Source organism: Blautia sp. OM06-15AC, from assembly GCF_003481425.1.
GTDB lineage: Bacteria > Bacillota > Clostridia > Lachnospirales > Lachnospiraceae > Fusicatenibacter > Fusicatenibacter saccharivorans.
Window position 1 is genome coordinate 105,079 of sequence record NZ_QULD01000003.1, and the last position, 26,508, is coordinate 131,586.

The window sequence follows — 26,508 nt, forward strand, 5'->3', positions numbered from 1 at the left end:
ATACGGTTTCTCATGTATTTCTATCTTTCTTTTGTTCTGCTTTTTTTATCCTGCTTTCAAACCGGAATGCCTCCTCTTTTACTTCCTTCCAGAGCCGCAGCACACAGAGCAGGTTCGGCACCGCCATGCAGGCATTGGCAAGCTCCGCAAAATTCCAGACCGTTTCTGCCATGCAGACGCACCCGGCAAACGCTGCAAAACAGAAGAAAACACGGTAAACCATTCCGAAGCTATCCTTTTTCACCAGCCAGAGAAACGCCTGCTCCCCCTGGTATGCCCAGCCGGCCATCGTTGCAAATGCGAACAGCAGAATCCCGACCGCGACAACATAGCCTCCCGCCGGTCCGAACACACTTTCAAAGGCCTGAATTACCATCGCCGCTCCATCCGCTTTTTCCGCCTCCAGTATCCCCTCTGCCGCCCCGGTCACTCCAACGGCAAGGCCGGTCACAAGACAGATCACCATGGTATCAACGAACACACCTGTCATGCTGATGTACCCCTGCCGCACGGGATCGTCGGTCTGTGCCGCCGCAGCACTGATTCCGCCTGCTCCAAGCCCTGCTTCATTCGAAAACACACCGCGGGAAATTCCATACCGCAAGGCCGGCGGCAGCAGGGAAATTCCCGCACCCACCGCTCCTCCCGATACCGCCCGGAAAGAAAACGCGTCCCGTACTATCGCAAGCAGTGTCCGCGGAAGCTCTCCGGCGTGCAGACCGATTACCATTCCTGCCCCGCCCAGATAAAAGAGTGCCATTCCCGGTACCAGCACCTCCGCCGCTTTTGCAATGGAACGCAGTCCGCCTGTCACCACGAGCAGAAGAAGAATCGTCAGCACCAACGCGCTTTTTTCTCTTGCCACGCCAAACGTATCCTGCATCGCCAGCGCAATCGAGTTTGCCTGCGTCATATTGCCCATTCCGAGAGATACCAGCACGGTGCTTCCGGCAAAAAACACAGCCAGCATCTTCGCCAGCCGCTCCCCCGGAAATGCTCTGGTCAGCGTCACCATCGGACCGCCGCAGTATGTTCCGTCTTTTCTTTGCATCCGGTACTGCACCGAGAGAAAACTCTCAGAAAATTTCAAAGCAAGTCCCACAACCGCCGCCAGCATCATCCATCCCAGTGCTCCTGGTCCTCCAAGCGCCATTGCGGAGGCAACCCCCACGATATTGCCCGTCCCGATTTCCGCCGCAAGTTCCGTCATCAGCGATGCGAACGGCGAAACTCCTGCTTCTGTTTTCTCCCCGCTGTATCTCGCCTCACGGCCGAATGCTGTACGAAGCGCAAAGAACAACCGTCGAATGGGTAGCGCGCGAAGCTGGATGGTCAGAAAAATGCCTGTCCCAAGCAGCAGAAAAAGAAGCGGCGGTCCCCAGGCGGCTGCATTCACCGCTTTTAGAAATGCATTGATTTTTTCAAGCGTGGCCATATCCATTCCTCCCTGTACAAAGTTCCAAAGGAAAGCAGTTCCCGTCCCTCCATTGTTAAACGGTTTTCTGTCCATGCATCGCAATGTTTTCTCTGCACTTTATGCAGCACCGCACAAAAAAAGAACCCGACAGCAGCCTTACGGCCCGTCCGGTTCTTTCGATCTTCATCTTATTTTGTTGTATTCCGCTTCCGCCCGTTTTTCAGGACTCCTGCTCCTTTAAATCATCCGCCACGAGAACACCCGCTTTGAAGCCCATCAGCATCATCTCGAGCATTTCTGCATCGTAATTGCGGTATTTCAGGTAATAAAACAGCGAATCGAGATAATTCAGAAAGCCTTTTTTCGTCTCCGGACTTAAAATCACCCGTTTTCCGTCGCCCATCAGATATTTGGCAATCCGGGAAAAGACGAACTTTTCGTTCAGAAATGCCATCGCATCCGATGTCTCATCCTCCACCAGGATCTGGATCGGTTTTCTCCGCAGCAGCCAGTAGGTCTCATAGGAGATCACTTTCAATGAATTGATATGCTTTGCCTGATGAAAATGTTTCAGGCGGGAAATATCCGTGAAATAGTCCAGCACTGCATGGCTCAACAGCGACTCGCTGATCTGGATTTTCTCGCGGATGCCGAGACTCTTGGCAAATTCCTCGATTTCTTCGTAAAAAACAGCGTAACGGCTCTGGATTACTTCCTCGGAAAATTCTTCCAGAAGTCCGTCGTAGTTTGTGTATATTTTTTCTATTGTATTCATTTTTCCTCCCCGGGCAGATTCAGGATTTCATAGCAGAGTTTCGTCCGGACAAAGTCGGTATATTCGGTCATCTCGCGTTTTTCCATTGTTCCGTAGCGGATCGGCGAGGTATTTCCCATCAGATGTTTTCGGATTTTTCCGGCTTTGACTGCCGCCATCATATTCTCCGCAGAGTCCTCTGCTGCATGAGAGAAGCCCATGCGGCCCGTGTTTCTTCCATCCATTTTTTATCCTTTCCCATGTCTGAAAAGCAGTTTTATTCTTTCAGTATGCTCCAGACGGCATCATCCATCGTATGAATTTCATTCAGATCGCGTTTTTCCACCGCTGCCTTGACCTGCGGTTTTAATTCACGCTTGCGCACGATCGTTTCCTTGCTCTGGAACTTCTCATCCGGCACAACCTGGAGACGGCGGTAGAACGATCCCATCTCATCTCCCATGCCCGCCAGACGGTTCAGCAGCTCGGAAAACTCTGTCAGCATGGCGTTTCCCTTGCGCCGCGGGTAAAGAATGCTGTGGTCAATCTCTCCCCAGCCCTCCTCGAACAGCGTCTTAATCTGAATTTCAATGTAGACGCCGCGGTAAACGACAATGTAATGCACCGCACGGTAATGTTTCCGGTCCAGAATGTTCTCCTCCGGAATCCAGTTCACATAAATGTCGGCGTAATCGCCAAGTCTTGTATGGACTTTCGGCGGCTCTGCCATATAGCCCGATGCGTTCTGGTCGTAGTCACGGCCGTAATCACGGATGTATTTCTCCGGATCATTTTTAAACCAGTGCGTAATGTATTTATGGAAGTTTACCCAGTCCTCCCGATACAGCAAAAGTCCCCGGATTCCGATCAGATCTGTCACGTAACGCATATAGCTTGTCGAATCCATTTTCCGGTACTTTGCATAATTTTCTAGGCGCTTGCGCACCAGCTTTTCCACCAGATGTTCGGTGTCCTTCAGACGGCTGTGGTACGACTGCAGTCCGATCTCTTTTTCCTTGTCCTGCAAAAACTCTGCCACAAATTCTTTTCGGATCTTTTCCAGCGTCGGACGGCGCCGTTCATAATCATCCGCAATTTCCAGCAGTTCTTCCCAGGAAATATCTGCTTCCTCAAATTCCTGCGGCAGAATTCCGAATTTCTGCAAAAACTCGTCCTTTGTCAGATACACGTAGATTCCTCGCTCTCTTTGTCAATTCAACGTACAGGTTTCTTTTTTTCAGAACGCACCCCGGAGAAACCCGGCCCCGCTGCGTTCTGACGCACCGGAGAGATTATAGCACATTCATCCCCGCTTCACAAGTAAAATCTTTATTTAAGAATGCACATTTCCACTTTAATCTTTCTGCCAATTTCTTAAACTTTCCTTAAGCTGTCTTGATGTTTCACCTGCCCCATGGTAAGATAATCGTGACTTGGCAGAATTGTCTGCTGTTTACACTTACATTAAGAGGGAGGTCTTTTTTATGTGGACTCGAGAGGAACTGAAAACCCGCGGAAAAGCCGCATTTTTACGCAATTACTGGATCTGTGTGGTAGCCGCCTTGATTCTGACTCTGCTGGTCGGAAGCGGTACTTCTAATTCTGGAAATTCCAACAATGACAGCAATCAGACTAACTCGGTCGGTATATCTGGATTTACGATTTCTTCCGATAACTTCAATGTGGAATCCTTTGCAGAAAAATTCACCCCGCTTGGACCGGTTAAATTTGTTTTTACTGTCTTCAGCGGCATTGTACTTCTTGTCATTGGTCTTGCCTTTATTCTGATCCGTATTTTTGTTCTTGCACCATTTGAGGTAGGAGGCTCGAGGTTTTTCATTGAAAACTCGATGGAAAAAGCGGGACTTGGCAACATACTGTTCGGATTCCAGAACGGCTACTATGGAAAAACTGTGTGGACTCTGTTTTTAAAAAATCTTTATATATTCCTCTGGTCGCTGCTTCTTCTGATTCCTGGAATTGTGAAAGCTTATGAATACCGCATGGTTCCTTATCTTCTCGCCGACTACCCGGAACTTTCGACCGAAGAAGCATTCCGCATCAGCCGTGAAATGATGAACGGTGAAAAGATGAATACATTTATTCTTGATCTCTCCTTTATCGGATGGTATATTCTTTCCGGAATCACCTGCAATCTTGTCGGTATTTTCTATCTGTATCCGTACAAATATGCAACCGATGCCGAACTGTTCCTGGTTCTGAAACAGAATTACTTCTCCAGCCGGAGTTATGGCAATACGTATCAGGCTTACTAAACCGCACAAAAAATCAGGTGCTTCTCTTTTTCGGGAAGCACCTGATTTTTTATGTATTTCTTTTTAAATATCTCTTAGATATAATCTTTCATTTCAAAATACCGCATCAGAATATCGGCACAGTTCTCGATGCCAAGATCCGAGGTATTCAGGATCATATGGTAGTTATTGACATCGCCCCATGTCTTTCCGGTATTTTTATAATAATACTCGGCACGCTGCTTGTCTGTCTCTTCCAGCATCACCTCAGCCGCCTCTCTTGTCAGGGAAAACAGCTTCATGATACGTTTGATCCGGTCCTCTTTGTCCGCGCAGACATAAATATTGATGACGTTGCTTTTATCTTTCAGAAACTCCGAAGCACACCGTCCAATGATAATACACGGCTGTTTCGCCAGCTCGCGGATCGCATCCGCCTCAGATTCAAAGGCATTTTCACGCATGCCGTGCTCTACATCGTCCTTATCATATACCGGGATATGCAGTCTCTCGGAAAGTTCTTTCGCAATAATACTCGCCCCAGTACCAAACCGGCGGCTCATCGTAATAACTAAGTTCATTTGCCACTTCCTCCTTCGCACTTCTCATAACGCAAACAAACGCCTTATGACAAATCAAAAAATTTTTCTTTCGCTGTCTTTTATTATAACAAACCCCCACCGAAAACTCAAGGTTTTTCGACAGGGGCATGGATCACTCAGGCGATGGTGATTTCTTCTATTTTCTTTTTTGCGAAATGATTGAATGCCGCGATGACTCTTCCTGTGCAGACCATGGCTATAACAGTGCCGATTCCGATTCCTACCGGGCGGCCGGCATCGATGAGGCCGATCGCAAGGGAAATGACGATGGCGGAGAAATCAAAAAGATTTTTTCCGAAACCCATGTTCTTTCCGCAGCGCTCGCCGAGAACTCTTGCCAGGCCGTCGGCCGGGTTTGGGACGATGTTGACGTCTACGGTCACAGCGGCGCCGATTCCCGTAAGAATGATGGCAAGGACAAGAACGAGAAGCCGCATTCCCATCTGGTCAGGTGCCGGGAAAATCCGGTCGAAGATGGTGATAAAGGCGCTCGTCAGGTAACTTGCGGCAACCTGCAGAAGCTGGAACGGCGGGAATTTTCCTTTCAGCAGTACGATCTGTAATACGATGAAGATCAAATACGCCACGAAGACGGCGGTTCCTGTTTCATAGCCGAAGATCTGTGCCACGGCGTACGGCATGGAGATGATGGGCGATACGCCGAGGTTCGTCTTCGTATTCAGTGTGATACCGAGTGCCAGCACCATAATTCCAATCAGATAAAGCGCAATGCGCAGAATCCATTTCTTTTGTTTTTCCTGCATAATTTTCCCTCTTTTCTTTCTGTAACAACGCTTCTATCTTAACACACATCAGGGAAAATGTGCAGTAAGTCTATCGGATGCAGGATTACTCCTCCTCCAGCACACAGCCTTCTGGTGCATAAGTTTCAAAAAGCCAGTCCTCAAGCGCATTCAGATTATCATCGGAATGCTCGACCTCACGCGCATAGCGCCAGGAAAGCTCCTCGATGTCGTGCATGGAAAGCGTTTTTCCATTTTCCAGCCACCGTGCAACCAGGATTTCCTGAATCCAACGGACAGAGAACAGCGCGAGTTCCATTTTGGAACAGACCATATCGTCATAGACGGCGCCGCAGAAATAGGTGTAGACGAAAAACATCAAAAGCTGCTCACCGATGTTTTCCCACTCTGCACGGCGTTCACCTGCAGCGCCCCAGGTGCGATGGAATTCTTCACAGATGGCCTGATAAGCGGTTTCTCCGTTCTGATACAGCGCTTTTTCTGTGCCGTCAAGCACAGTATCCCATTCCGGACGAAGACGCTCGAGACCGCGGAGAACGGCAAGTTCCTTCACCTGGCGGTCATATGCATGAAAGGATGCAGCATCCACACCTTTTTCCGCAAGGCTCTCCGCCACGCACTCGCTTAAGGTTCCCTCTTCCAGATGCTTTTCATACTTCCGAAGCAGGTCATCGATATCATACTCCCGCTGCTCCTCCATACAGATCTGATACTGTTCTGCGAGCTGCTCTGCCGCCGTCATGCGCTCCTGCAGCGGCAGTTCGCGGTTCTGCAGAATCCGGAACAAAACATCTCTCGTGTCTTCCAGCTGGGAGAACATCATGAAGTCAAACTCTTCAAAATCATCCTCCTCGTCGGTCTCCTCCTCCAGAAAACGCACCGGCTCTTTGCAGGACAGGATAATCCGTGCAGCTTCCGGGCAGGAAAGGGACAGGGATAATTCACGCAGACCCTCGTACTCCTCCGTATGGCGCGGGTAAAGGCGGCAGGTGTCACATAAGGAATCCGGCCCCAGTTCCTTGTAAAGATCGCAGAGATTTTCATCATTCAGAAAGGCACAGCGGCGGTTGTTCTGGTAAAAACACTCTTCCTCCCAGTCGATCGAATTGCGCAGGCGCTTTCCAAACTCACTCTTCTCATTTCCATACCGCTCCAGGGAATCCTCGTCGATCACGATCTGCCAGCCGGCACAGCACGTATCCGGGCAGTCTCCGGCGGTGCATACAAACTGGTCGTAAAAATGTGGTTTTAAATATCTCATGCTTTTTTGTTTCCTTCTTTATATTTCTGTACGATCCACGCACCAGCCTCGCCGACCGGCATGCCGCTTTTTTCTGCAATTACTGCGGCACTCTCGTACTCTGGGTAAATTTTTTCGATCTCGCCGTGGCGGCAGATCTTGACTGTCACATGGCCGTACTCGGTTGCGATTGTCGCAAACTCGCGTTTCATCACGGTGCGCTCCATCCGGCAGCGGCGGATGCCGATTGTGGTGGTCTCGGCGAATATGATATTTTCCAACGTCTCCCGCGTTTTATCATCACAGATTACATCCAGCTGGTAAGCCGGGCGGTTTTTCTTCATATAGACCGGGATGTAATGGACATCTCTTGCGCCTGATCGCAGCAGTTTTCCCATGCAGTAGCCGAGCGCCTCGCCGGTGCAGTCATCAATGTTGCACTCCAGCTTCCAGATCGTATCTTTCTCGTCGTTTTCTTCTGTTTCGAGCATCATTGCACGCAGCAGTGACGGGCGCTCATACGTCCGTTTTCCGGCGCCAAGACCTGTTCTGGTACATTTGAAGGATGCCGGCAGTGTCTCTTTGGTACGGATTGCCGCAACAATGGCTGCTCCGGTCGGTGTGACCAGTTCACCCTGGATTCCGGTCGGAACGAGGGTCAGGCCATGTGCCTGTACGATATTTAAAACAGCCGGTACCGGAACCGGGATCATGCCGTGCTGGCATCTGACAAAGCCGCTTCCCTCGCTGAGACCCGTCACGATGACTTCATCCGGCGCCAGGTTATCCAGGCAGACAGCGGCAGCCACAATATCAACGATGGAATCGACAGCTCCCACCTCATGGAAATGCACCTGATCAAGCGGAACGCCATGGGCTTTTGCTTCCGCTTCGGCAAGAATCTGGAAAATCCGCTCCGCCAGCGCTCTTGCTCCCGGTGTCAGACCGCCGCTGCGGATAATCGCAAGAATCTCCGGCAGCCCGCGGTGCTCATGATGGTGATGATGCTCCCCTGTGTGATCGTGGTCATGGCTGTGCGCATGCTCGTGGTCATGATGATGCTCGTGATCATGTGGATGGTCATGCACTTCCGCCCCATCCCCGTGCAGATACGCCATATCGTGATCATGGTTCTCATGCTCTGCATCCAGAATCACATTGAAATCGCAGGCATCCAGCCCCGACTTTTTCACTCTTGTAATCGCAATTTCGTATCCCGGCAGTTTCAGGCTTTCCAGTGATTTCTCCAGTACTTCCCGGTCTGCTCCCAGGTCGAGCAGCGCTGCAACGGTCATATCTCCGCTGATTCCGCTCCCGCACTCCAGATATAAACTTTTACTCATCTTGATGTACTCCCATTCTGTTAATCTGTGTTGCAATATATCCGGCTCCATAGCCGTTGTCGATATTCACGACGGCAATTCCGTTCGCGCAGGAATTGATCATCGTAAGCAGCGCCGAAAGACCGTTCATGCTGGCCCCGTAGCCAACGGATGTCGGAACAGCAATCACCGGCTTGTCCACCAAGCCGCCGAGCACGCTCGCCAGCGCCCCCTCCATTCCGGCAACGGCTACAACGCAGTTGGCGCTCTGAATCGTATCGAGACGCGACAGCAGGCGGTGGATACCGCTCACACCGACATCGTAGATACGCTCAACGTTTGCACCGAAGTATTCTGCGGTCTGCGCCGCCTCCTCGGCAACGGAAATATCCGCAGTTCCAGCCGTACAGACCGCAATTTTTCCGATCCGCTTCTTGTCTTTCTTTTCTATTTTTAAAATATGCGACAGCGGATCATACACCACTTCCGGAAACTTTTCGCGGATCAGCTCATACTGATGCTCACTGGCTCTCGTTCCGAAGACCTCCCCATCCTGCTCGTACAGACGCGTAAAAATCTTCAGCAGATGTTCATCCGCCTTCCGCGCACAGAAAATGACCTCCGCAAATCCGCTCCGGATTTCACGGTGCGTATCCAGCTTAGCATATCCCATCTCCTCGAACGGCTCTTTTTTGAAATATTTCTCTGCCTCCTCGATCGAGATTTCGTTGTTTTTTACTTTTTCTAATACCTCTCTTGCCTCCAAAGCATTCACCTCGTTTTCGTTTTTTCCTTTTTTTCACACCCAAATACGATACAACATAAAAAGAAAGCCGAAACCTCTGCTTTGTCAGAACCTTCTCTTTTCTGACACCGCAAATCTCCAGCTTTCTTTATTTTAAACTATGAAGTGCACTTTAAGTCAAGCAGATTCTATACACAAGTATACCCTGCTTTCTGCGTTCCCGCAATGTTTTCTTTTCGCAGTGTGAGTCATCGTATAGAAATAAGAATCCCCGCCGATGCCGCCTCAAATGCCGCACCGCCGGGGATTCTGTAAGTTTAACTGTATTCCGCTGCTTTATTTCTCTGCTTCTCTTTTCTTATCCAGTTTTACATTGCGGAAGTACAGCACCATATCTACGGTGATCTCTGCAATGTTCAGGAAATAGAAAGCCCATGCAAGGAAAAAGATCCAGTCTTTGTCCGGATTGTTCATATAGCTGATAAATTTGTTAGCAATACCGAAAATATATCCGATCCAGATGAACACCTCAAAGTAAAGGCTCTTTCCTTTTGCTGTTCTTGAAGTCCAGGATTTATAAATGGACAGCGGCCAGGACAGGCCAAAGCACAGGATCATCAGTGCTTCCAGTAAGTGGCTTATCATTTCTACAGTCATGTTTTTCTTCCTCTTTCATTTCTTTTTCTGCCGAAAGTCGCTTGCAAGTGTTAATGCCCTGATGTCTTTTCAGCTTGAGACCTGTCTGAAATAATCAGACGGGTCTATGGTCTCTCTTGTATTTCGTCGTTACAAATGTAACCTTTAGTCTTCTTTATGCGCTTCTAAGTATTCTTTTCTTCCCATCTCATACAGATTATTTCCGTCGCAGTCGATGATAACAAAAAGCGGCATGTCTTCTACTTCCAGACGGCGAAGTGCTTCTGCGCCAAGATCTTCGTATGCGATCAGCTCTGCTTTTTTGATGCATTTTGCAAGCAGTGCGCCGGCTCCGCCGATGGCTCCGAAGTATACGCCATGATATTTCTTCATGGCTTCTACAACTTCCGGAAGACGTGCGCCTTTACCGATCATTCCTCTTGCGCCTACGGACATCATGGTCGGAGCATACGCATCCATACGGCCGCTGGTGGTAGGACCTGCAGATCCGATGACCTGGCCTGGTTTTGCAGGGGTCGGTCCTACGTAGTAAATCGTAGCGTCTGTCGGATCAAACGGGATTTTTTCTCCTCTTGCGAGCGCTTCACACATTCTCTTATGTCCGGCGTCACGGGAAGTATAGATAGTTCCGGTCAGATATACGGTATCTCCGGCATGCAGTGTTTTTGCCAGTTCTTCTGTTAAAGGCAGCTGAATATGTTTTTCCATGATCAGATCACCTCCGTTTTATGACGGGTAACATGGCAGTTGATGTTGACTGCACACGGCATTCCCGCAATATGAGTCGGCATTGTCTCGATATTGAGGCCGATGGCTGTGGTTTTTCCGCCAAAGCCCTGCGGTCCGATGCCGAGTTTGTTGACTTTCTCCAGCATTTCTTTTTCCAGATCTGCGTAGAACGGATCCGGGTTCTCGGAATTGATCGGGCGCATCAGTGCTTTTTTCGCAAGCAGTGCACATTTATCGAAGGTTCCGCCGATACCAACGCCGACTACCATAGGCGGGCATGGGTTCGGGCCTGCTGTCTCAACAACTTCCAGGATGAAATCCTTGATTCCCTGAAGACCTGCGGACGGTTTGAACATACGGATCATACTCATATTTTCGCTTCCGAAGCCTTTCGGGCCTACGGTTACTTTGATCTGATCGCCAGGAACGATCTCGGTGTAGAGCATAGCCGGTGTATTGTCGCCGGTGTTTCCTCTTCTGACCGGATCTTTGACAACGGATTTTCTTAAGTATCCTTTGTCATATCCTCTTCTGACACCTTCGTTGACTGCCTCTGCAAGATCTCCTCCTGCGATGTGCACATCCTGTCCGATTTCCAGGAAAACACATGCCATTCCGGTATCCTGGCAGATCGGCACGTTCTGTGCGTCTGCGATCTCATAATTTTCTACGATTTTGTCCAGAACACCTTTTGCAATCTCGCCATCCTCGCAGGCACGGCAGCCTGTGATGGCACATTTTACGTCTTCCGGAAGATGGTAGTTTGCTTCGATACAAAGTTTCTCTACCACATCCGTAATGGTACTAGCCTGAATTTCACGCATGGGATTCTCCACCTTTCTTTCCTTGCTATTTTATCATACCGATCATCCAATGGATTTTCAGCACGGAAAGCGTGTCCAGGGACAGTATTTCTGCCCCGGGCCACGCTTTTTCGCGGTTACTGCATTTTACAGGTGTCTCTTTCCTGCATAATCCGGCAGAAGCTGCGGAGATACCATACCGGTGTCAATGCCTGCCTCTTTTAAGGTCTCAGCATATTTCTCCACATGATCCAGATTCATCTTTCCAAGTGTTACGTCTTTTGCTTTTGCTGCTGCAGCTTTTCCTGCATCACGGCCAAATACGATAACATCCAGCAGAGAGTTACCCATCAGACGGTTTCTTCCGTGGATTCCTCCAACTGCCTCACCTGCTACGAGCAGGTTGCTTACGGTGTTGGTAAAGCCTTCGCCGTTGATTTCCAGTCCACCGTTCTGATAATGCAGCGTCGGGTAAACCAGGATCGGCTCTTTTCTCATATCGATGCCATACTGCATGAACATACGGAACATAGCCGGGATTCTCTTCTCAATGGTGCCTTCTCCGTGGATCAGCTCGATCATTGGAGTATCCAGCCATACAGCCTTGCCCTGTGGAGTCTCAACGCCCTCGTTGCGGTCGTCGGAGCACTCGCGGATGATACTTGCTGCAGATACGTCACGGGTTTCCAGCGGATGCATGAATGCTTCGCCGTCTACGTTTACGAGCATTGCGCCCAGAGAACGTACTTTCTCGGTTACCAGAGCACCGAAGATCTGAGCCGGGTAAGCAGCTCCGGTCGGATGGTACTGAATGGTATCCTGATACAGAAGCGGAGCGCCTGCACGGTATCCAAGGATCAGACCGTCAGCGGTTGCACCGTAATGGTTGGAGGTTGGGAAGTTGTTGTAGTGAAGGCGTCCTGCACCACCGGTTGCAATGATAACTGTTTTTGCCTTTGCTACCTGGTACTCGCCAGTCTCCATGTTCTGGAGAACAGCACCTGCAACCTGTCCCTTATCGTCTTTGATCAGTTCTACTGCGGAAGAGAACTCGATTACCGGAATACCGCGGTTGATGACTTCATCACGCAGTGTTCTCATGATCTCTGCTCCAGAGTAGTCACGGCATGCATGCATACGTTTTCTGGAAGTTCCGCCGCCGTGCGTAGTTACCATACGGCCATTCTCATCTTTATCAAACATAACGCCCAGGTTTTCCAGCCAGGAGATTGCATCCGGAGCTTCCATAACCAGTTTGCGGAGCAGTTCCGGTCTTGCAGCAAAGTGTCCGCCGCCGAACGCATCCAGATAATGCTGTGCCGGGGAATCGTTTTCTTTGTCCGCTGCCTGGATTCCACCTTCTGCCATCATGGTGTTTGCATCACCAATTCTCAGTTTGGTGGTAATCATAACGTTTGCGCCAGCCTCGTGAGCCTCGATAGCTGCAGAAGAACCTGCTCCACCGGCACCGATAACCAGTACATCTACGTCATAATCTACTTTGTCAAGGTCGATGTCAACACCGAGGATACGGCTGTTGGACTCCAGCAGATAGCCGAGCTCTGTCGGAACTTTCTCACCTTTGTTCGGGCCGACTTTCAGGGTGATGAAGCCTTCCTCTTTATAGTCCGGATGATATGCTGCAAGAAGGGCATCTTTCTCATCCGCTGTCATTCTTCTTGGCTCTGTTGCCATTCTCTGGGCTCTGGTAGCTTCTACCTTTTTAATAGAGTCCTGCATATTGGCCAGTGTATACATTCGAAATTCCCTCCTTATTTCTCGATCTCACGGTTGTTGTAAAGTTCCTGCATTTCTTCGATCGGTTTCTGCATAACCTGCTCGATCAGATCATCGAATTTTCCTTCTTTGATCTCTGCTACACGGTTCTTTACATGTTCAGACTTCGGAGCAATGTATTTTCCGTTCAGACGTCTTGCCAGCTCTCCTACCATCGGATGGGAGATACCAGCCGGACAGCGGGATGCACAGATTCCGCAGCCGATGCAGTCGAAGGACTCTTCTGCACATTTCTTGAAGTCGCCTCTCTGTGCGTATGCAATATACTGCATAACGTTCAGGCTCTGCGGACATCCTTTGGTACATGCATTACATCCAACGCAGCTGTAGATTTCCGGATACAGATCCATCATGACTCTCTGCTCTGCGCTGATCTCTTCGATATCGTATGTTCTCTTGTCGATCGGATAGAACGGAAGGCTTGCGATATACATACCGTCTTCTACCTGTGTCTGACATGCCAGACAGGTTTTCAGCTCATTCTTTCCTTTGATTCTGTAGATGGTCGCACATGCACCGCAGAATCCGTGACGGCATCCGCATCCGCGTTTTAACTGATATCCGGCATACTCCATAGCGGTCATAATGGTCAGATCGCCAGGTACGGAATACTTCTTGCCGTAAACGTAAATATTTACCATTTCCTGCATTTTCTTCAACCTCCGTTTAATATTCGTTCGGTAATTCGTCAATCTCGTCGCAGCGGAAAACCGGGCCGTCTTTGCAGACATATTTATCTCCGATGTTGCAGCGGCCGCATTTTCCGATACCGCATTTCATACGAAGCTCCAAAGTAGTGTAAACCTGTGTTTTCTCATAGCCCAGCTCCTGAAGTCCCTGAAGGACAAATTTGATCATGATCGGCGGTCCGCAGATCAGAGCTGTTTTGTCAACGGACATGTTCAGTTCTTTCACATAATTCGGAACGAATCCTACATGGCCGTCCCAGCCTTCCTGTTCACGGTCAATCGTCAGATGCACGTTGACATCTTTTGCTTTCGCCCATACTTCCTGGATCTCTTTTAACTGTACCAGATCGTCTTTGGAACGGGAACCGTAAACGATATCTACGGTACCGTAGTTATCACGATTGTCCAGTACGTAATTAATAACAGAACGCAGTGGAGCAAGTCCGATACCTCCGGCGATGAACAGCAGATCCTGTCCTTTTAATACGGTTTCTACCGGGAAATGATTTCCATACGGTCCACGAACCAGGATTTCATCTCCTACGGACATGTTGTGAAGATAATTCGTTAAAGTACCGCACTCCTTGATGGAGAACTCCTGGTACTCTTTGTTTGTCGGGGAAGAGGTAATGGAAAACAGTGCCTCTCCGACACCCGGTACACAGAGCATTGCGCACTGGCCAGGCATATGTTCAAACAGCTTGGTGCCGTCCGGACGAACGATACGGAATGTTTTTACGTCCGGTGTTTCGCGGCGGATATCTGTGATGATACCGACCTGCGGCAGCAAAGCGTTTTTCTTTTCTTCGCTTCCACAACTACAATTGCACATTTACTTGGTACCTCCCATGCGTTTGATTACTTTGACAATGTTCAGCGACTGCGGGCATTTCTCTACGCAGCGTCCACATCCGACGCAGGAATACATTCCGTCGTTGTTGTCCGGGAAGTATACCAGTTTGTGCATGAAACGCTGACGGAAACGCTGCAGCTGTGTGGTACGGTTGTTTCCTGCTGCCATCATGGTGAAATCAGAGTACATGCAGGAATCCCAGCAGCGGTAACGCTGTACACCGTTTCCGGTGTTAAAGTCTTTGATATCGTAGCACTGGCAGGTCGGGCAGGAGAACGTACAGGTTCCGCAGCCTAAGCAGGCATCGGAAAGTTCTTTCCACTTCGGATCGTCAAAACGTTCTTTTGTCTTGCCAACGCCCCATCCCTCGAGGGAAAGGTTGCTGTTTGGCATCTTGTCGATCAGAGTACGGATTGCTTCTTTCTCAGCCTCTACTTCTTTGGTAAGATCCTGCTCGGTCAGGTAAGCTTTTACAAGCTCGGTCAGTTTCTGGCCTTTTTCGGTTTTTGCTTCCCATGCATAACCGTCAGCTACCTGCCACATAGCAACATCTGCTGCCGGTTCTGCAGCATCGATGCCGAAGGTTTTACAGAAGCAGCTGTCTTCCGGCTCATGACAAGCCAGGGAAACAACGATGCCGTGCTCTCTTCTTGCTGCATAGTAAACGTCTGCAGGCTCGCTTAAGAAAACGCGGTCCAGAACATCGAACGCTCTGACATCGCACGGACGAACGCCGAAGATAGCAAACGGTGCGTCTTTTAATGCAGCCGGTTCAATGCTGGTTTTATTTGCCTTCTGATAGCAGGAGTAAAGAATTTCACTCTGCGGGAAAAAGGCATCTTTCGGGGATTTTACGGTTTTTAAGGTATCGAGATCCACGTCTGCGTCCTCGGTCCAGAAACCGAAATTGGTAATTCCATTGTTTTGTACCGGAAGGAAAAGATCCATCTCCTTTGCAACAGCGGCAAGGAGCTCCGGCATTTTTTCTCTGCTAATCTGATACATCCCTTAACCCCTTTCCTTAACGATACTTGGCTCTACATCTTCCTGTGTGAAGTTGGTGAGCGGTGCACGGCTGTCGGTATCGGCGCCTGCCTGATACTCTCCGTAGAACTCGTCGATATCTTTGATGAATTTACGGTTCAGCAGGTGCAGCGGAATGTGCTGCGGACATACACGGGAACACTCGCCACAGTCGGTGCAGCGTCCGGCAACGTGGAATGCACGGATAATGTGGAACATCTGCTCTTCAAATGTAGTCGTATTTGCTTTCTGTGCGGTATCGTAACGGTCATTATCGAAGACACATTTGATACAGCTGCAGGCCGGACATACGTTACGGCATGCATTACAGCGGATACAGCGGGACAGTTCGTTCTGCCAGAATGCGAAACGCTCTTCCGGAGCCATTGCCTCGAGCTTCTCAACCAGTTCAAAACGGCCTTCTTTTGCCGGTTTCTCTTCGTCGCAGTTCTCTGCCAGCTCGTCGTAGGCAACGTGTTTTCCGCCCTTGCAGGCTTTGCATCTTTCCAGGATAACATCCTCTCTTGCGAGCTCTTTGTCGCCGTAAACAGTTGCCACTTTGATGGTATCGCCGTCTTCTGTTACAGCGGTAATACCCTTGCATCCTGCTTCACGGATCTTTTCGATATCGAGTTTTCCATCGCAGCCGATGCCGACGATATAGGTTTTCTCGCGATCCACACGATGCTCTTTGATTAACTGATTAAAGCTGTAAGTATCACACGGTTTTAAGAAAACGAGTGTTTTTCCTTCTTCTTTCGATGCTTTAATCATGTATTTGCTAAGGTTTGCGCCGCAGAATCCGTCGTAGGTAAACTCGGAAAGGCTCTCGGCAGTCTCGAAGAATGCAGGCTCTGCACTGAAATCAGTGTCACCTTTTCTCCAGCCAAGAACACGGACTACGGTACCGTCAGACAGAAGCTCTTTTGCGCGGGATACTAATTTTTCTTGCATCGTAAATCCTCCAATCTGACATTCTTACCAAGGCTTGTAACCTGCTCGATGAACTCGTTCATGGTCTGGGAGAATTTCACACCTTCTGCGGCGGATACCCATTCCACACGGGTACGTCCGTTCTCAACGCCCATGTAATCCAGCATGGAGAACAGCAGGGTCATACGTCTTCTTGCATAATAGTTTCCTGTGCTGTAATGGCAGTCTCCCGGATGGCATCCGCAGAGGATGACTCCGTCAGCGCCCTTCTGGAATGCTCTTAAGATGAAGAGCGGATTGACACGGCAGGAACATGGAACACGGATGATCTTTACGTCTGCCGGATAGGAAAGACGGCTGGAACCTGCCAGGTCTGCTCCTGCGTAGGAGCACCAGTTGCAGCAGAATGCCACGATGACTGGCTTAAATTCTTTGTTTTCGTTGTTATCTATCGGCATATTGCATCTACCTCCGCGAGAATTTGTCTATTGGAGAATCCTTTCAGGTCCATAGCGCCGGACGGACATGCAACGGTACATGCACCGCATCCATGGCAAAGTGCGCCGTTAACGACTGCCACATGTCTGGTTTCACGGATTCCATGGTCGTTGACCTGACGGTCTTCGTAGGAAATTGCGCCGTATGGGCAGACTTTTTCACAGGATGCACATCCATTACAGAACAGCGGATTGGATTCTGCTGTACACGGGTTGGTGGTCAGTTTGTCTTTTGCCAGCAGTCCGACTACTTTGACAGCAGCAGCTCCTGCCTGTGCAACGGTCTCCGGGATATCTTTCGGTCCCTGGCATACGCCGGAGAGGAAGACACCTGCGGTCGGGGACTCTACCGGACGCAGCTTTGCGTGTGCCTCAGTAAAGAAATCGTTGGTATCCATACTTGCGGTCAGCATGGTAGCCAGTTTTCTTGCATCTTTGCTCGGCTCGATGGCAGTTGCAAGGACAACAAGGTCTGCTTCCATTTTGATCTGACGGTTGTCAAGCAGGTCGGAACCCTGTACCAGAAGACGTCCGTTCGGAGCCTCGGATACTTTTCCTACCTGGCCTTTGATGTAGTCTACATCAAACTCTTCTACCGCACGGCGATAGAACTCATCGAAGTTTTTACCCGGGGTACGAACATCAATGTAGAAGACATGTACATTGACATCCGGATAATGGTCACGCACCAGCATAGCCTGTTTTGCGGTGTACATACAGCAGATCTTGGAGCAGTAGCTCTTTCCTCTGCAAGTCACGTCACGAGAACCGACACACTGGATAAATACGATATCCTTCGGATGCTCGCCGTTGGAAAGACGTACTACTTTACCGCCTGTCGGGCCGGCAGCATTCATCAGACGCTCCATCTCAAGGGAGGTAATTACGTCTTTGCTCTGGTTGTAATAATATTCGTCAAACTTGTCCAGACTGATGGTATCGAAACCAGTTGCCACAACGATTGCGCCGTACTCTCTGGTGATTACTTCATCTTTCTGGTCGTAGTTTACTGCACCTGCTGCACAGACTTTGGAGCAGATACCGCATTTTCCGGTTTTGAAGTGGATACAGTTTGCAGTATCAATAACCGGTACGTTCGGAACTGCCTGTGCGAACGGTGTGTAGATTGCAGTACGGTTGGACAGGCCTCTGTTGAACTCGCTCAGGTTCTTCTTGGAAGGACATTTCTCCTGACAGAGTCCGCATCCGGTACATTTGTCCATATCTACGTATCTTGCTTTCTTACGGATGTCTACTTTGAAATCACCGACGAATCCGCCAACGCTCTCTACCTCACTGTAGGTATAGATGTTGATCTTCTCATGCGCGTTTACCTCTCCCATACGAGGAGTCAGGATACAGGAAGAACAGTCGAGGGTCGGGAATGTCTTGTCAAGCTGTGACATTCTTCCGCCGATACTCGGGGTCTTCTCTACGATATCTACTTCATAGCCTGCATCTGCGATATCCAGTGCAGTCTGAATACCTGCGATACCGCCTCCGATCACCAGCGCACGTTTTACAACGCGGCTCTCGCCCGGGGTAAGCGGGGTATCCAGCATAACTTTAGCAACGGCTGCACGGGCCAGAATTACGGCCTTCTCGGTAGCCTCTTCCATGTCTTTATGAATCCAGGAACACTGCTCACGAATGTTTGCAATCTCCAGCTGATACGGGTTCAGGCCCGCTTTTTCTGCTGCTTTGCGGAACGTTCCTTCATGCATACGCGGAGAGCAGGAACAGATGACAACGCCGGTCAGATGCTCGTTCTGAATGGCATCGATCACTTTCTGCTGACCCGTTTCGGAACACATATACTGATAATCCTCTGCATGAACAACACCCGGCTCTTTGCTGATGACGTCAACAACTTTTTTGACATCAACCGTAGCCGCAATATTTGTACCGCAGTGGCAGACAAATACTCCTATTCTTTGCACTTTTCTCTCACCTTTCTGTGGATGGGTTGTTTTTTACTTTCTATATTTACGGAATGCACTCATCAGAAGCTGCTGCGGAGTCTCATCATCCAGAAGAGCCGGAATTTCATCCGGAGAAAGATAATTCTCTCCTCTCTGACGGATCACGGAAAGACGAACTGCCTCGATCAGTTTGGCAGGTTTTACGTCTCTTGGACAGCGCTCTACACATGCGAAGCAGGAGAGGCATTTCCAGATGGACTTGGAGTTCATCAGTGCTTCCACATCGCCGTTCTGTACGTAAGATACAAACTGATGCGGACGGATGTCCATTTCGTTATAAGCAGGACAGGATGCGGAACATTTACCGCATTTCATACATTTTCTGGTATCCACACCGGCGATGGCACGGATTTCATCGGATGTTGCAATTTTCATGCCTGCACCTCCTCTTTGATGCCGAGTGCTTCTGCAAGAAGCTCGGTAAAGTAGGTAACCGGAAGACCTTCTTTTGTTCCGTTATTGCGCAGGTTGTACATGCAAAGCGGACATGCAGTGATCAGTTCTTCTGCTCCTTTGTAGGATGCGGATGCCATGATCTGGTCTACCATGTTGGATGCCATTTTCTTTTCTTTGAGGGATATGTAGCCGCCGCAGCACTCATTTCTCATCGGATATACGACCGGTGTTGCGCCAAGGGCCTTGATAAAGTCTTCAATGATTGTCGGATTTTCCGGATCGTCAAACTGCATTGTGGTGCTCGGACGAAGCAGCATACAGCCGTAATATGCGCCGATTTTTCTTCCTTTTAATGGGTTTACCACTTTCTCTTTGATCTTGTCAAATCCAACGACGTCACGCAGCACTTCCAGATAATGAAGTACTTTCGTTTCGCCAAGATATGGCTCGGAAAGAGCCATGTAGTTGTTTACTTTTGTCTGAATGTCTTCTACATTCGCCATGTCATCGTTTACGCGTTTGATCACGTGATGACAGGCGGAACAGACTGTGATCAGATCCTGTCCTTTTTCTTTGGCGTCTGCTAAGGCGCGAACCGAAGAAAGTTTGGTAGCGATTTCATCGGATGCCTGTGGATACACAGCTCCGCAGCACTGCCAGTTTTCAATTTCTTCCAGTTCAAATCCCAGAACTTTTGCGCATTCTCTGGCATAGTGATCCAGATCTTTTGCTTTGTTCTTCAGCGTACAGCCCGGAAAATAACTGTAGGTCATGGAATTGCTCCTTTCTTGTTACTCCTATTGGTTTCCATTTTGCCTGCGGTATCTTCTGTCCGGCACCGGAAAAGTTTCCGGTACTCTTTTTATGTACACCCGGCGGAAAATTTCTTCAGGCGCACGTTAAGGCAGTGGGAGATACCGCTCTTTCGCACTTTCTGCCACTGCCATAAATTTTATGTTTTGAGCTTATTGCCCGCTCTTAGTGCTCGATCTGTGCGATAACTGCTTTTAATGCGTCGGCACTTGCTTTGAGTTTTTCTACTTCCTCTTTTGTCATACGCATCGGAATCTTGCCCTGTACGCCTTTCGGTCCAACGAGGGTCAGTGTGCTTAAGCATACATCCTCGATGCCGTACTCACCGTGCATCATGGAAGATACGGTTGCTACAGAATCGGAAGAAGAAAGAATGGTTGCTACCAGTTTGCATACTGCAACAGATACTGCATAGAAAGTAGCTCCTTTGTTTGCAATAACCTGTCCGCCGGAAGTTCTTACGTACTCCAGCATAGCATCTTTGTCGATCTTGGTTACGTTCCTGCCCATTTTTTCTACGGTCTCGTAGTACTCGTCCAGACTGACACCGGAAACGTAAGCGCCGCTCCACGGAATGAAGGAAGTATCGCCGTGCTCACCGAATACGTAAGCGTGGATGTTTTTCTGGGCAATGTTGAGGTGTTCAGACAGTCCGCAGCGAAGTCTCGCGGAATCCAGCATGGTACCAGAACCAAGGATCTGGTTTTCCGGAAGTCCGGAGATCTTTGTAAACACGTAGGTCATGATATCAACCGGGTTGCTTACAATGATGTAGATGGCATTCGGAGCCGCTTTTACGATTTCCGGTGTGATGGATTTTAAGATGTTTACGTTGGTCTGGGTCAGCTCAATACGGGTCTGGCCAGGCTTTCTTGCAATACCGGAAGTAATAATTACGATATCAGAGTCCTTGGCATCCTCATACTCACCTGCGATGATGGAGACCGGATCGCGGAAGCAGGTACCCTGCGCGATATCCATAACCTCTCCCTCTACTTTTTTCTTGTTAATATCGATGAGAACAATCTCAGACGCGATGTCTTCGTTCGACAGTGTATAGGCGATCGTAGATCCAACGCTTCCAGCTCCAATGATGGTAATCTTGCTGCTCATAAATACTCCTTTCTAAAATACCCCTAGTTGGTTTTTGTGATTGATAAATTTTTCACTTTCCTTATCATAGCACTATGACAAGAATTTAACAAGTGTTTTTTTCGAGCATTTTCGTGAAATCTTTTTTCTCACTGAGCCCGTACGCTTCCAGAAGGGGTGTTCTGGATATATTTCAATACAATTATACCATTTTTTGTTCTTTTTCACAAGAATTCTTTCCAAAAACTTACAGCTTTGTCCTTCATCCCGCAGAATTCGTCTTTTTCCGCATGGTTCCCGGGTTTTTGCTTTCTGTGTTTAGTTTCACACGTCTAACTTTCGTTCGTTATATTTTTAACAACTTTTCGTCATACGGGCTAGTTTCTGTCCTTCTTTTCTACATTTTGTAGGATGTATCCGCCAAATTTCCTGTCTGATTTTCATTTCTGCTGCCGCCAGACGCAAAAAAGACACGGATTTTTCTGTTCCGTGTCTTTTTTGCTCTGTTTTTTTCTGTTTTTGCTTCTATTCTTCTGTTTCACGAGCCGTTGCCGCTTCGGCAAATGCATTTCCATATTCGGCAAGCGCCTCTTTTGCATAGACGGCATCTGACCGGTACGGCACATTTCCGTTTCCGACGTGCATCGTCACGTCCGCGCCTTTTCCAAGGATCAGAACAACCTCTCCCGGTACGGCGCCAAGAATCGCCTCCCGGATTGCTTCTCCGCGGTCCATGCGGATCTGGAAGGATGCACCTTCCTTTGCTATGTACCCGCCGATCTCCTCACAGATCGCCTGCGGATCTTCGTTTCCCGGATCATCCGGTACGAGGAAAATCCGGTCCGCCCGTTTTCCGGAAATCTCACCCATATCTTTTCTGCGGTTGAATGCTTTTCCGCCCGGGGTTCCGAACACAACGCTTACGCGGCTTCCCGGGTATTCGAGTGCTACGGTATCAAACATTTTTTCAAAACTCAGGCCATTGTGCGCGAAATCCACGATCGCCGTGACCTCGCCCGCGCTGCTCTCATACGTCTCCATCCTTCCCGGAACGGTGACGTCAAGGAGGCTTTCCTTGATCAGCGAAACCGGGATTCCCATCGACCAGGCAGCCGCAATGGCAGCTACGGCATTCTCCACATTGAAGGCTCCGTGCACCGGCAGGGTAAAATCTTCCGAGAAATCCGGTCCTGCCACATGGAAATAGAATTTTCCTCTGCCCGGCTTGATATCACTCACGCGGATTACAGCATTTTCTTTCGATCCAAACGTAACGACGCGCTCACATTTTGCCGCAGCTTTCAGGATTTCCCCGATATGGTCGCTGTCCAGGTTCACGCAGGCGCAGGTGCAGCGGTCGAAGATCTTTAATTTCGACTGGAAATAATCATCAAAATCCTTGTGCTCCGTCGGGCTGATGTGGTCCTTGGAGATGTTCAGGAAAATGGCGGTATCAAAATGCGTGTTTCCGACTCTCTCGTATTTGAGCGCCTGGGAGGATACTTCCATCACCATATGGGAAAGGCCTGCATCTACGGCATTGCGCATATGACGGCACAGCTCCAGGGATTCCGGCGTGGTGAGCGTTGATGCTTCTCTCGTCTTTCCGTCGTAATATTCAATCGAACTTAACAGTGCACATCCGTTTCCGCCCTGTTTTTTCAGGCAGGCATCGAGCATCGACTGCAGGTAGTAGGCTGTCGTTGTCTTTCCTTTTGTTCCGGTCAGCGCCGTGACATGCAGCGACTTTGCCGGATAATCGTAAAACGCCTCACCCAGCACAAACTGTGCTTTTCTGGCATCGTTGACGATGAGCGCCGGAATTTCTTTTCCCGCTTCGTATTTTTTTTCACTTACATAGGCAACAGCACCGCGGTTTACGGCGTCTTTTAAGTATGCCTCTTTGAATGCAGCTCCTTTGCAGAGAAACAGCGTTCCCTGATCCGCTCCGCCCGAAAAATACGTTACGAGGGTAACGGGTCTGTCCTCTCCTTCTTTTCCTTCCGGCTCTGCAAATTCCACCAGAAGGCCTTCCTGCTCCAGAAGTTTCTTATATTCTAATACCGACTGTTTCATAGGATATCTTCCTCTCTTCTATGGGATTCTTTTTCAGCTTTCCTAAAATCCAGGCTCCATTATACCAGAATTGAAACAGCTTGTCCATCTTGCGGCACGGCTTACATCATCTGCGCATTTTTCTCAAAAAGAGAACGAAGCGTTTTTGCGCAGTACAGGTACGCCGGAACGAGAAACAGATCGGCGAGAATCCATGCCACCGGGCTTGCGAAGCAGACTGCGGTGTAACCAAAATACGGAACCAGGAAAAAGGCTACCACCGAACGGCCGATCATCTCGCAGACGCCGGCAAGGATTGCAAATTTGCTGAAGCCCATGCCCTGCACGGTAAAGCGTACGACATTGACAAGGGTCAGCGGAATGTAAAATACCATGTTGATCAGCAGCATCTGACGCGCCTGGTCGAGGATGACCGTCTCAGATGCATCTACAAAGAGAAGCGAAATCTGGCGGGACCACAGAAACATGACTCCTAAAATGACCACGGAATACACGCTTCCAATAATGGAACTTGTCAAAATACCGGTGTTGACACGATCCATCTTCTTCGCACCGACGTTCTGTCCGGCATACGTCGCCATAGTGGAGCCGAGCGCGTCGAACGGACAGCAGCAGAACATGGAAATTTTACCGGCAGCCGTAACAGATGCAACCGCAGTGGAACCAAGGCCGTTGACAGCGGTCTGCAAAATAACACTTCCGATCGCGGTGATTGAATACTGCAGTCCCATCGGGATTCCCATATTGCACAGATTAAGCACATAATGCTTATGCAGCTTCCAGTCCTCTCTCGTAAAAGCAAGGATGGTGAATTTTTTCTTCATATAAAAGAGACACAGGAATCCAGAGACTCCCTGCGCGATAATCGTCGCCCACGCGGTTCCCGCTACTCCCATCGGGCGGACCAGCGCAAGATCTAGCACGATATTCAGTATTGAAGAGATACCGAGGAAAATCAGTGGGGAGCGGCTGTCGCCGAGGCTCCGCATGATTGCTGATGTCTGGTTATAGAGCACCATAAGCGGAATTCCGAGGAAAATAACAAAGATGTAAGCGTATGCACCGTCCAGAATATCGGACGGGGTTTTCATCAGAATCAGAATGTCGCGGCACCAGATGCAGACAAGAACGGTCATCACCACGGAAAGAATACCGGCCAGGACGGCTCCATTTCCTACATACCGGCACAGCGCTTTCCGGTCTCCTGCCCCGAACATCTGCGCAACCGGAATTGCAAATCCGCTACAGACTCCCATACAGAATCCCACGATCATGAAGTTGATCGAACCTGTACTGCCAACAGCCGCGAGCGCTTTCGCGCCTAAGAATTTTCCTACAATAATCGTATCGACCATGCTGTAAAACTGCTGGAACAGCATGCCGAGCAGCAGCGGCAGTGCAAACCCCAGAATCAGTTTTACCGGGCTGCCGTTTGTCAGATCTTTTACTGCACTTTTCTTTGTTGCCATGTGATGTCCTCCCTATTGTCGTATGTTTTTGCTTCCCCTTTTTGTCGAATCTCATGCCATTTTATATCTTGTTTTCTCAGAATGCAATCCCGTAATACTGCCGAATTAAGAGACGTTTTTTCATCACTTTTACGTGTTTTTGACATAGCGGCCGCCTGTGCAGGAATTCTGTTTTTTTGCGCACGCCAAAAGCGGCTGCGGCAGGTTCCCGTTCCGGAACGCTGTGCCGCAGCCGCTTTGCTGTTCTTTCTTATTTTGCAAATTCTTTCTTTTTCCACTGAAGCAGAATCATCACAGCCACCGATGCGGTCAGAAAATCAGAAACCGGCTGGGAGGCAATAACACCGGAAAAACCGGCAAGTTTTGAAGCGCAGAAAATTACAATGGCAAAAATCACGCCCTGACGTCCTGCTGAAAGAATCATTGCTCCTGCCCCGTTTCCGATCGCCTGGAAAATACAGGTCGATGCGAGTACGATACCAACAAACGGCATACCAATGAGCTGGACGCGGAGGATCTGCTGGGCCGCTGCAATGACATCCGCCTCTTTTAAGAACAGTCCCACGAGAAGCGGAGCCGCCGCACCGAGCACAACCGCCATTCCGGCACCGGTCAGCACTTCCAGGAGGAAGGCAAAGCGGATCGTCTCACTGAGACGTTTTTTATTTTTCGCTCCATAATTGTATCCGACCAGCGGCTGTCCGCCAAAAGCGAAGCCGACCATCACAAGAACAGAAATCATAATAATTTTCAAAGCAATTCCCATCGCTGCAACTTTGTCCGTTCCATACGGCTGCAAAAATCGGTTCGTCAGCGTCACGCCGATGCTCTGCATGAAGTTTGTGACGGATGCCGGAATGCCGATGGCAAGAACGGCGAGCACCTCTGCTCCGGTCATTTTCAGTTTTCGGAAATCGACGGAGAGATAGCGGCATTTCTTTATCATAAAGATAACATAGAAAATATCACCGCAGATGTTGCCGATCACCGTTGCAATCGCTGCTCCGGCTGCTCCCATGCCGAGCGTGTAAATAAAGATCGGGTCAAGAATGATGTTGACGACGGCTCCCAGCATTGTTCCGATCATCGAGGCTTTTGCGAAGCCCTCGGTCCGAAGAAGATTGTTCGGCGTCAGCTGCAGGATGATAAACGGTGCGCCGAGTGCAATCCACTGGTAATAGTCCCCCGCATACTGCCACGTCGTCTCATCACAGCCAAGCAGGCCAAGGATCGGCTGTTTGGCGGCAAGCAGGATGATGCTGACCGCAATGCCGACAGCAATCGCTGCGTAAAAGCAGAATACGCTGATCCGTCTTCCGTCCTCGTACTCTTTTTTACCGAAGAGGCGCGAAATGACGGAACTGCCGCCGACGCCGAAGATGTCACCGAGTGCAATCATCAGCGTGAAAATCGGTGTGCCGAGCGATACGCCGGCAATCAGTGCCGTGTTTCCGGTCCGCGCGATGAAAAAAGTATCTACCATATTATAGATCAGCGACACGACCATGCCGAGCACGACCGGAAGTGCGAGCGTCATATATGCTTTGGACACTTTTGTTTTCTCAAATAATTCGTTTTCCATTTTGAAAACTCCCCTTTC

The 26,508-nt window shown here is 49.3% G+C and carries 27 protein-coding genes; 1 reads left to right on the plus strand and 26 read right to left on the minus strand.

Features of this window, described 5'->3' with window-relative positions; translation table 11 throughout:
- Window positions 1-10 precede the first annotated feature (10 nt).
- The 4 genes from DXB83_RS05825 to DXB83_RS05840 all read right to left on the minus strand — a co-directional run bounded on the left by DXB83_RS05825 (window position 11) and on the right by DXB83_RS05840 (window position 3,360).
- Window positions 11-1,435, minus strand: a complete 1,425-nt coding sequence (locus tag DXB83_RS05825; protein ID WP_158554960.1) for an alanine/glycine:cation symporter family protein — start codon at window positions 1,433-1,435, stop codon at window positions 11-13.
- A gap of 202 nt (window positions 1,436-1,637) precedes the next feature.
- Window positions 1,638-2,192: a hypothetical protein gene (locus DXB83_RS05830; RefSeq protein WP_022461914.1), complete on the minus strand. Its 555-nt coding sequence runs from the start codon at window positions 2,190-2,192 to the stop codon at window positions 1,638-1,640.
- On the minus strand, window positions 2,189-2,416 hold the full coding sequence (locus DXB83_RS05835; RefSeq protein WP_055227506.1) for a hypothetical protein: 228 nt from the start codon (window positions 2,414-2,416) through the stop codon (window positions 2,189-2,191). Before DXB83_RS05835 ends, DXB83_RS05830 begins: the two co-directional genes overlap by 4 nt.
- 32 nt (window positions 2,417-2,448) lie before the next feature.
- Complete coding sequence (locus DXB83_RS05840) at window positions 2,449-3,360, minus strand: GTP pyrophosphokinase (RefSeq protein ID WP_226906353.1); 912 nt, start codon at window positions 3,358-3,360, stop codon at window positions 2,449-2,451.
- Between the two features lie 295 nt (window positions 3,361-3,655).
- On the opposite strand from DXB83_RS05840, the gene DXB83_RS05845 reads away from it, so the two are divergent.
- Window positions 3,656-4,447: a DUF975 family protein gene (locus DXB83_RS05845; RefSeq protein ID WP_117509207.1), complete on the plus strand. Its 792-nt coding sequence runs from the start codon at window positions 3,656-3,658 to the stop codon at window positions 4,445-4,447.
- A 74-nt stretch (window positions 4,448-4,521) separates the two neighbouring features.
- Here DXB83_RS05845 and DXB83_RS05850 read toward each other — a convergent pair whose 3' ends face one another.
- The 22 genes from DXB83_RS05850 to DXB83_RS05950 all read right to left on the minus strand — a co-directional run bounded on the left by DXB83_RS05850 (window position 4,522) and on the right by DXB83_RS05950 (window position 26,490).
- Window positions 4,522-5,007, minus strand: coding sequence for a cytidylate kinase-like family protein (locus tag DXB83_RS05850; protein ID WP_022461910.1), 486 nt, complete (start codon window positions 5,005-5,007; stop codon window positions 4,522-4,524).
- 137 nt (window positions 5,008-5,144) lie between these two features.
- Window positions 5,145-5,792 carry a YczE/YyaS/YitT family protein gene (locus DXB83_RS05855; RefSeq protein WP_117509208.1) on the minus strand — a complete coding sequence of 216 codons (648 nt, stop codon included), beginning with the start codon at window positions 5,790-5,792 and terminating at the stop codon, window positions 5,145-5,147.
- Between the two features lie 85 nt (window positions 5,793-5,877).
- On the minus strand, window positions 5,878-7,053 hold the full coding sequence (gene fliB, locus DXB83_RS05860; RefSeq protein ID WP_055265399.1) for a flagellin lysine-N-methylase: 1,176 nt from the start codon (window positions 7,051-7,053) through the stop codon (window positions 5,878-5,880).
- Entirely contained in the window at window positions 7,050-8,375 is a 1,326-nt protein-coding gene (gene larC / locus DXB83_RS05865; protein WP_117509209.1) for a nickel pincer cofactor biosynthesis protein LarC, read from the minus strand. Before larC ends, fliB begins: the two co-directional genes overlap by 4 nt.
- Window positions 8,368-9,120, minus strand: a complete 753-nt coding sequence (larB, locus tag DXB83_RS05870) for a nickel pincer cofactor biosynthesis protein LarB (RefSeq protein ID WP_055219567.1) — start codon at window positions 9,118-9,120, stop codon at window positions 8,368-8,370. Before larB ends, larC begins: the two co-directional genes overlap by 8 nt.
- Before the next feature lie 315 nt (window positions 9,121-9,435).
- Window positions 9,436-9,756 carry a hypothetical protein gene (locus DXB83_RS05875; RefSeq protein WP_022461179.1) on the minus strand — a complete coding sequence of 107 codons (321 nt, stop codon included), beginning with the start codon at window positions 9,754-9,756 and terminating at the stop codon, window positions 9,436-9,438.
- A 144-nt stretch (window positions 9,757-9,900) separates the two neighbouring features.
- Window positions 9,901-10,464: a Fe-S-containing hydro-lyase gene (locus tag DXB83_RS05880; RefSeq protein WP_117509210.1), complete on the minus strand. Its 564-nt coding sequence runs from the start codon at window positions 10,462-10,464 to the stop codon at window positions 9,901-9,903.
- Window positions 10,465-10,466: 2 nt separating this feature from the next.
- Window positions 10,467-11,309 (minus strand): fumarate hydratase, encoded by an 843-nt coding sequence (locus DXB83_RS05885; protein ID WP_118697346.1) that lies wholly within the window; start codon window positions 11,307-11,309, stop codon window positions 10,467-10,469.
- 126 nt (window positions 11,310-11,435) lie between these two features.
- Window positions 11,436-13,046 carry an FAD-binding protein gene (locus DXB83_RS05890; RefSeq protein WP_055265391.1) on the minus strand — a complete coding sequence of 537 codons (1,611 nt, stop codon included), beginning with the start codon at window positions 13,044-13,046 and terminating at the stop codon, window positions 11,436-11,438.
- Window positions 13,047-13,060: 14 nt separating this feature from the next.
- Entirely contained in the window at window positions 13,061-13,735 is a 675-nt protein-coding gene (locus tag DXB83_RS05895; protein ID WP_055265389.1) for a 2Fe-2S iron-sulfur cluster binding domain-containing protein, read from the minus strand.
- Window positions 13,736-13,751: 16 nt separating this feature from the next.
- Window positions 13,752-14,606, minus strand: a complete 855-nt coding sequence (locus DXB83_RS05900) for an FAD/NAD(P)-binding protein (protein ID WP_022461174.1) — start codon at window positions 14,604-14,606, stop codon at window positions 13,752-13,754.
- On the minus strand, window positions 14,607-15,632 hold the full coding sequence (locus DXB83_RS05905; RefSeq protein ID WP_117801696.1) for a 4Fe-4S dicluster domain-containing protein: 1,026 nt from the start codon (window positions 15,630-15,632) through the stop codon (window positions 14,607-14,609).
- A gap of 3 nt (window positions 15,633-15,635) precedes the next feature.
- Window positions 15,636-16,604, minus strand: coding sequence for a 4Fe-4S dicluster domain-containing protein (locus DXB83_RS05910; RefSeq protein WP_055265384.1), 969 nt, complete (start codon window positions 16,602-16,604; stop codon window positions 15,636-15,638).
- A complete protein-coding gene (locus DXB83_RS05915) occupies window positions 16,589-17,041 on the minus strand; it encodes a hydrogenase iron-sulfur subunit (RefSeq protein ID WP_055265382.1) in 453 nt (150 codons plus the stop codon). The genes DXB83_RS05910 and DXB83_RS05915 overlap by 16 nt, the downstream gene beginning before the upstream one ends.
- Window positions 17,032-19,020 carry a CoB--CoM heterodisulfide reductase iron-sulfur subunit A family protein gene (locus DXB83_RS05920; protein ID WP_055265381.1) on the minus strand — a complete coding sequence of 663 codons (1,989 nt, stop codon included), beginning with the start codon at window positions 19,018-19,020 and terminating at the stop codon, window positions 17,032-17,034. The genes DXB83_RS05915 and DXB83_RS05920 overlap by 10 nt, the downstream gene beginning before the upstream one ends.
- Before the next feature lie 33 nt (window positions 19,021-19,053).
- The gene (locus DXB83_RS05925; RefSeq protein ID WP_055219367.1) at window positions 19,054-19,437 is read right to left on the minus strand and encodes a 4Fe-4S dicluster domain-containing protein; all 384 of its coding nucleotides are present in this window, start codon (window positions 19,435-19,437) and stop codon (window positions 19,054-19,056) included.
- Entirely contained in the window at window positions 19,434-20,231 is a 798-nt protein-coding gene (locus DXB83_RS05930) for a CoB--CoM heterodisulfide reductase iron-sulfur subunit B family protein (RefSeq protein ID WP_022461168.1), read from the minus strand. The genes DXB83_RS05925 and DXB83_RS05930 overlap by 4 nt, the downstream gene beginning before the upstream one ends.
- 205 nt (window positions 20,232-20,436) lie before the next feature.
- Window positions 20,437-21,384 carry an L-lactate dehydrogenase gene (locus tag DXB83_RS05935; protein WP_055219369.1) on the minus strand — a complete coding sequence of 316 codons (948 nt, stop codon included), beginning with the start codon at window positions 21,382-21,384 and terminating at the stop codon, window positions 20,437-20,439.
- Window positions 21,385-21,888: 504 nt separating this feature from the next.
- Window positions 21,889-23,439 (minus strand): Mur ligase family protein, encoded by a 1,551-nt coding sequence (locus tag DXB83_RS05940; protein ID WP_117804388.1) that lies wholly within the window; start codon window positions 23,437-23,439, stop codon window positions 21,889-21,891.
- Between the two features lie 101 nt (window positions 23,440-23,540).
- Window positions 23,541-24,908, minus strand: coding sequence for an MATE family efflux transporter (locus DXB83_RS05945; protein WP_055219374.1), 1,368 nt, complete (start codon window positions 24,906-24,908; stop codon window positions 23,541-23,543).
- Window positions 24,884-25,186: a hypothetical protein gene (locus tag DXB83_RS16350; RefSeq protein ID WP_147326094.1), complete on the minus strand. Its 303-nt coding sequence runs from the start codon at window positions 25,184-25,186 to the stop codon at window positions 24,884-24,886. Before DXB83_RS16350 ends, DXB83_RS05945 begins: the two co-directional genes overlap by 25 nt.
- Window positions 25,159-26,490 carry an MATE family efflux transporter gene (locus DXB83_RS05950; protein WP_117804387.1) on the minus strand — a complete coding sequence of 444 codons (1,332 nt, stop codon included), beginning with the start codon at window positions 26,488-26,490 and terminating at the stop codon, window positions 25,159-25,161. The genes DXB83_RS16350 and DXB83_RS05950 overlap by 28 nt, the downstream gene beginning before the upstream one ends.
- Window positions 26,491-26,508 lie beyond the last annotated feature (18 nt).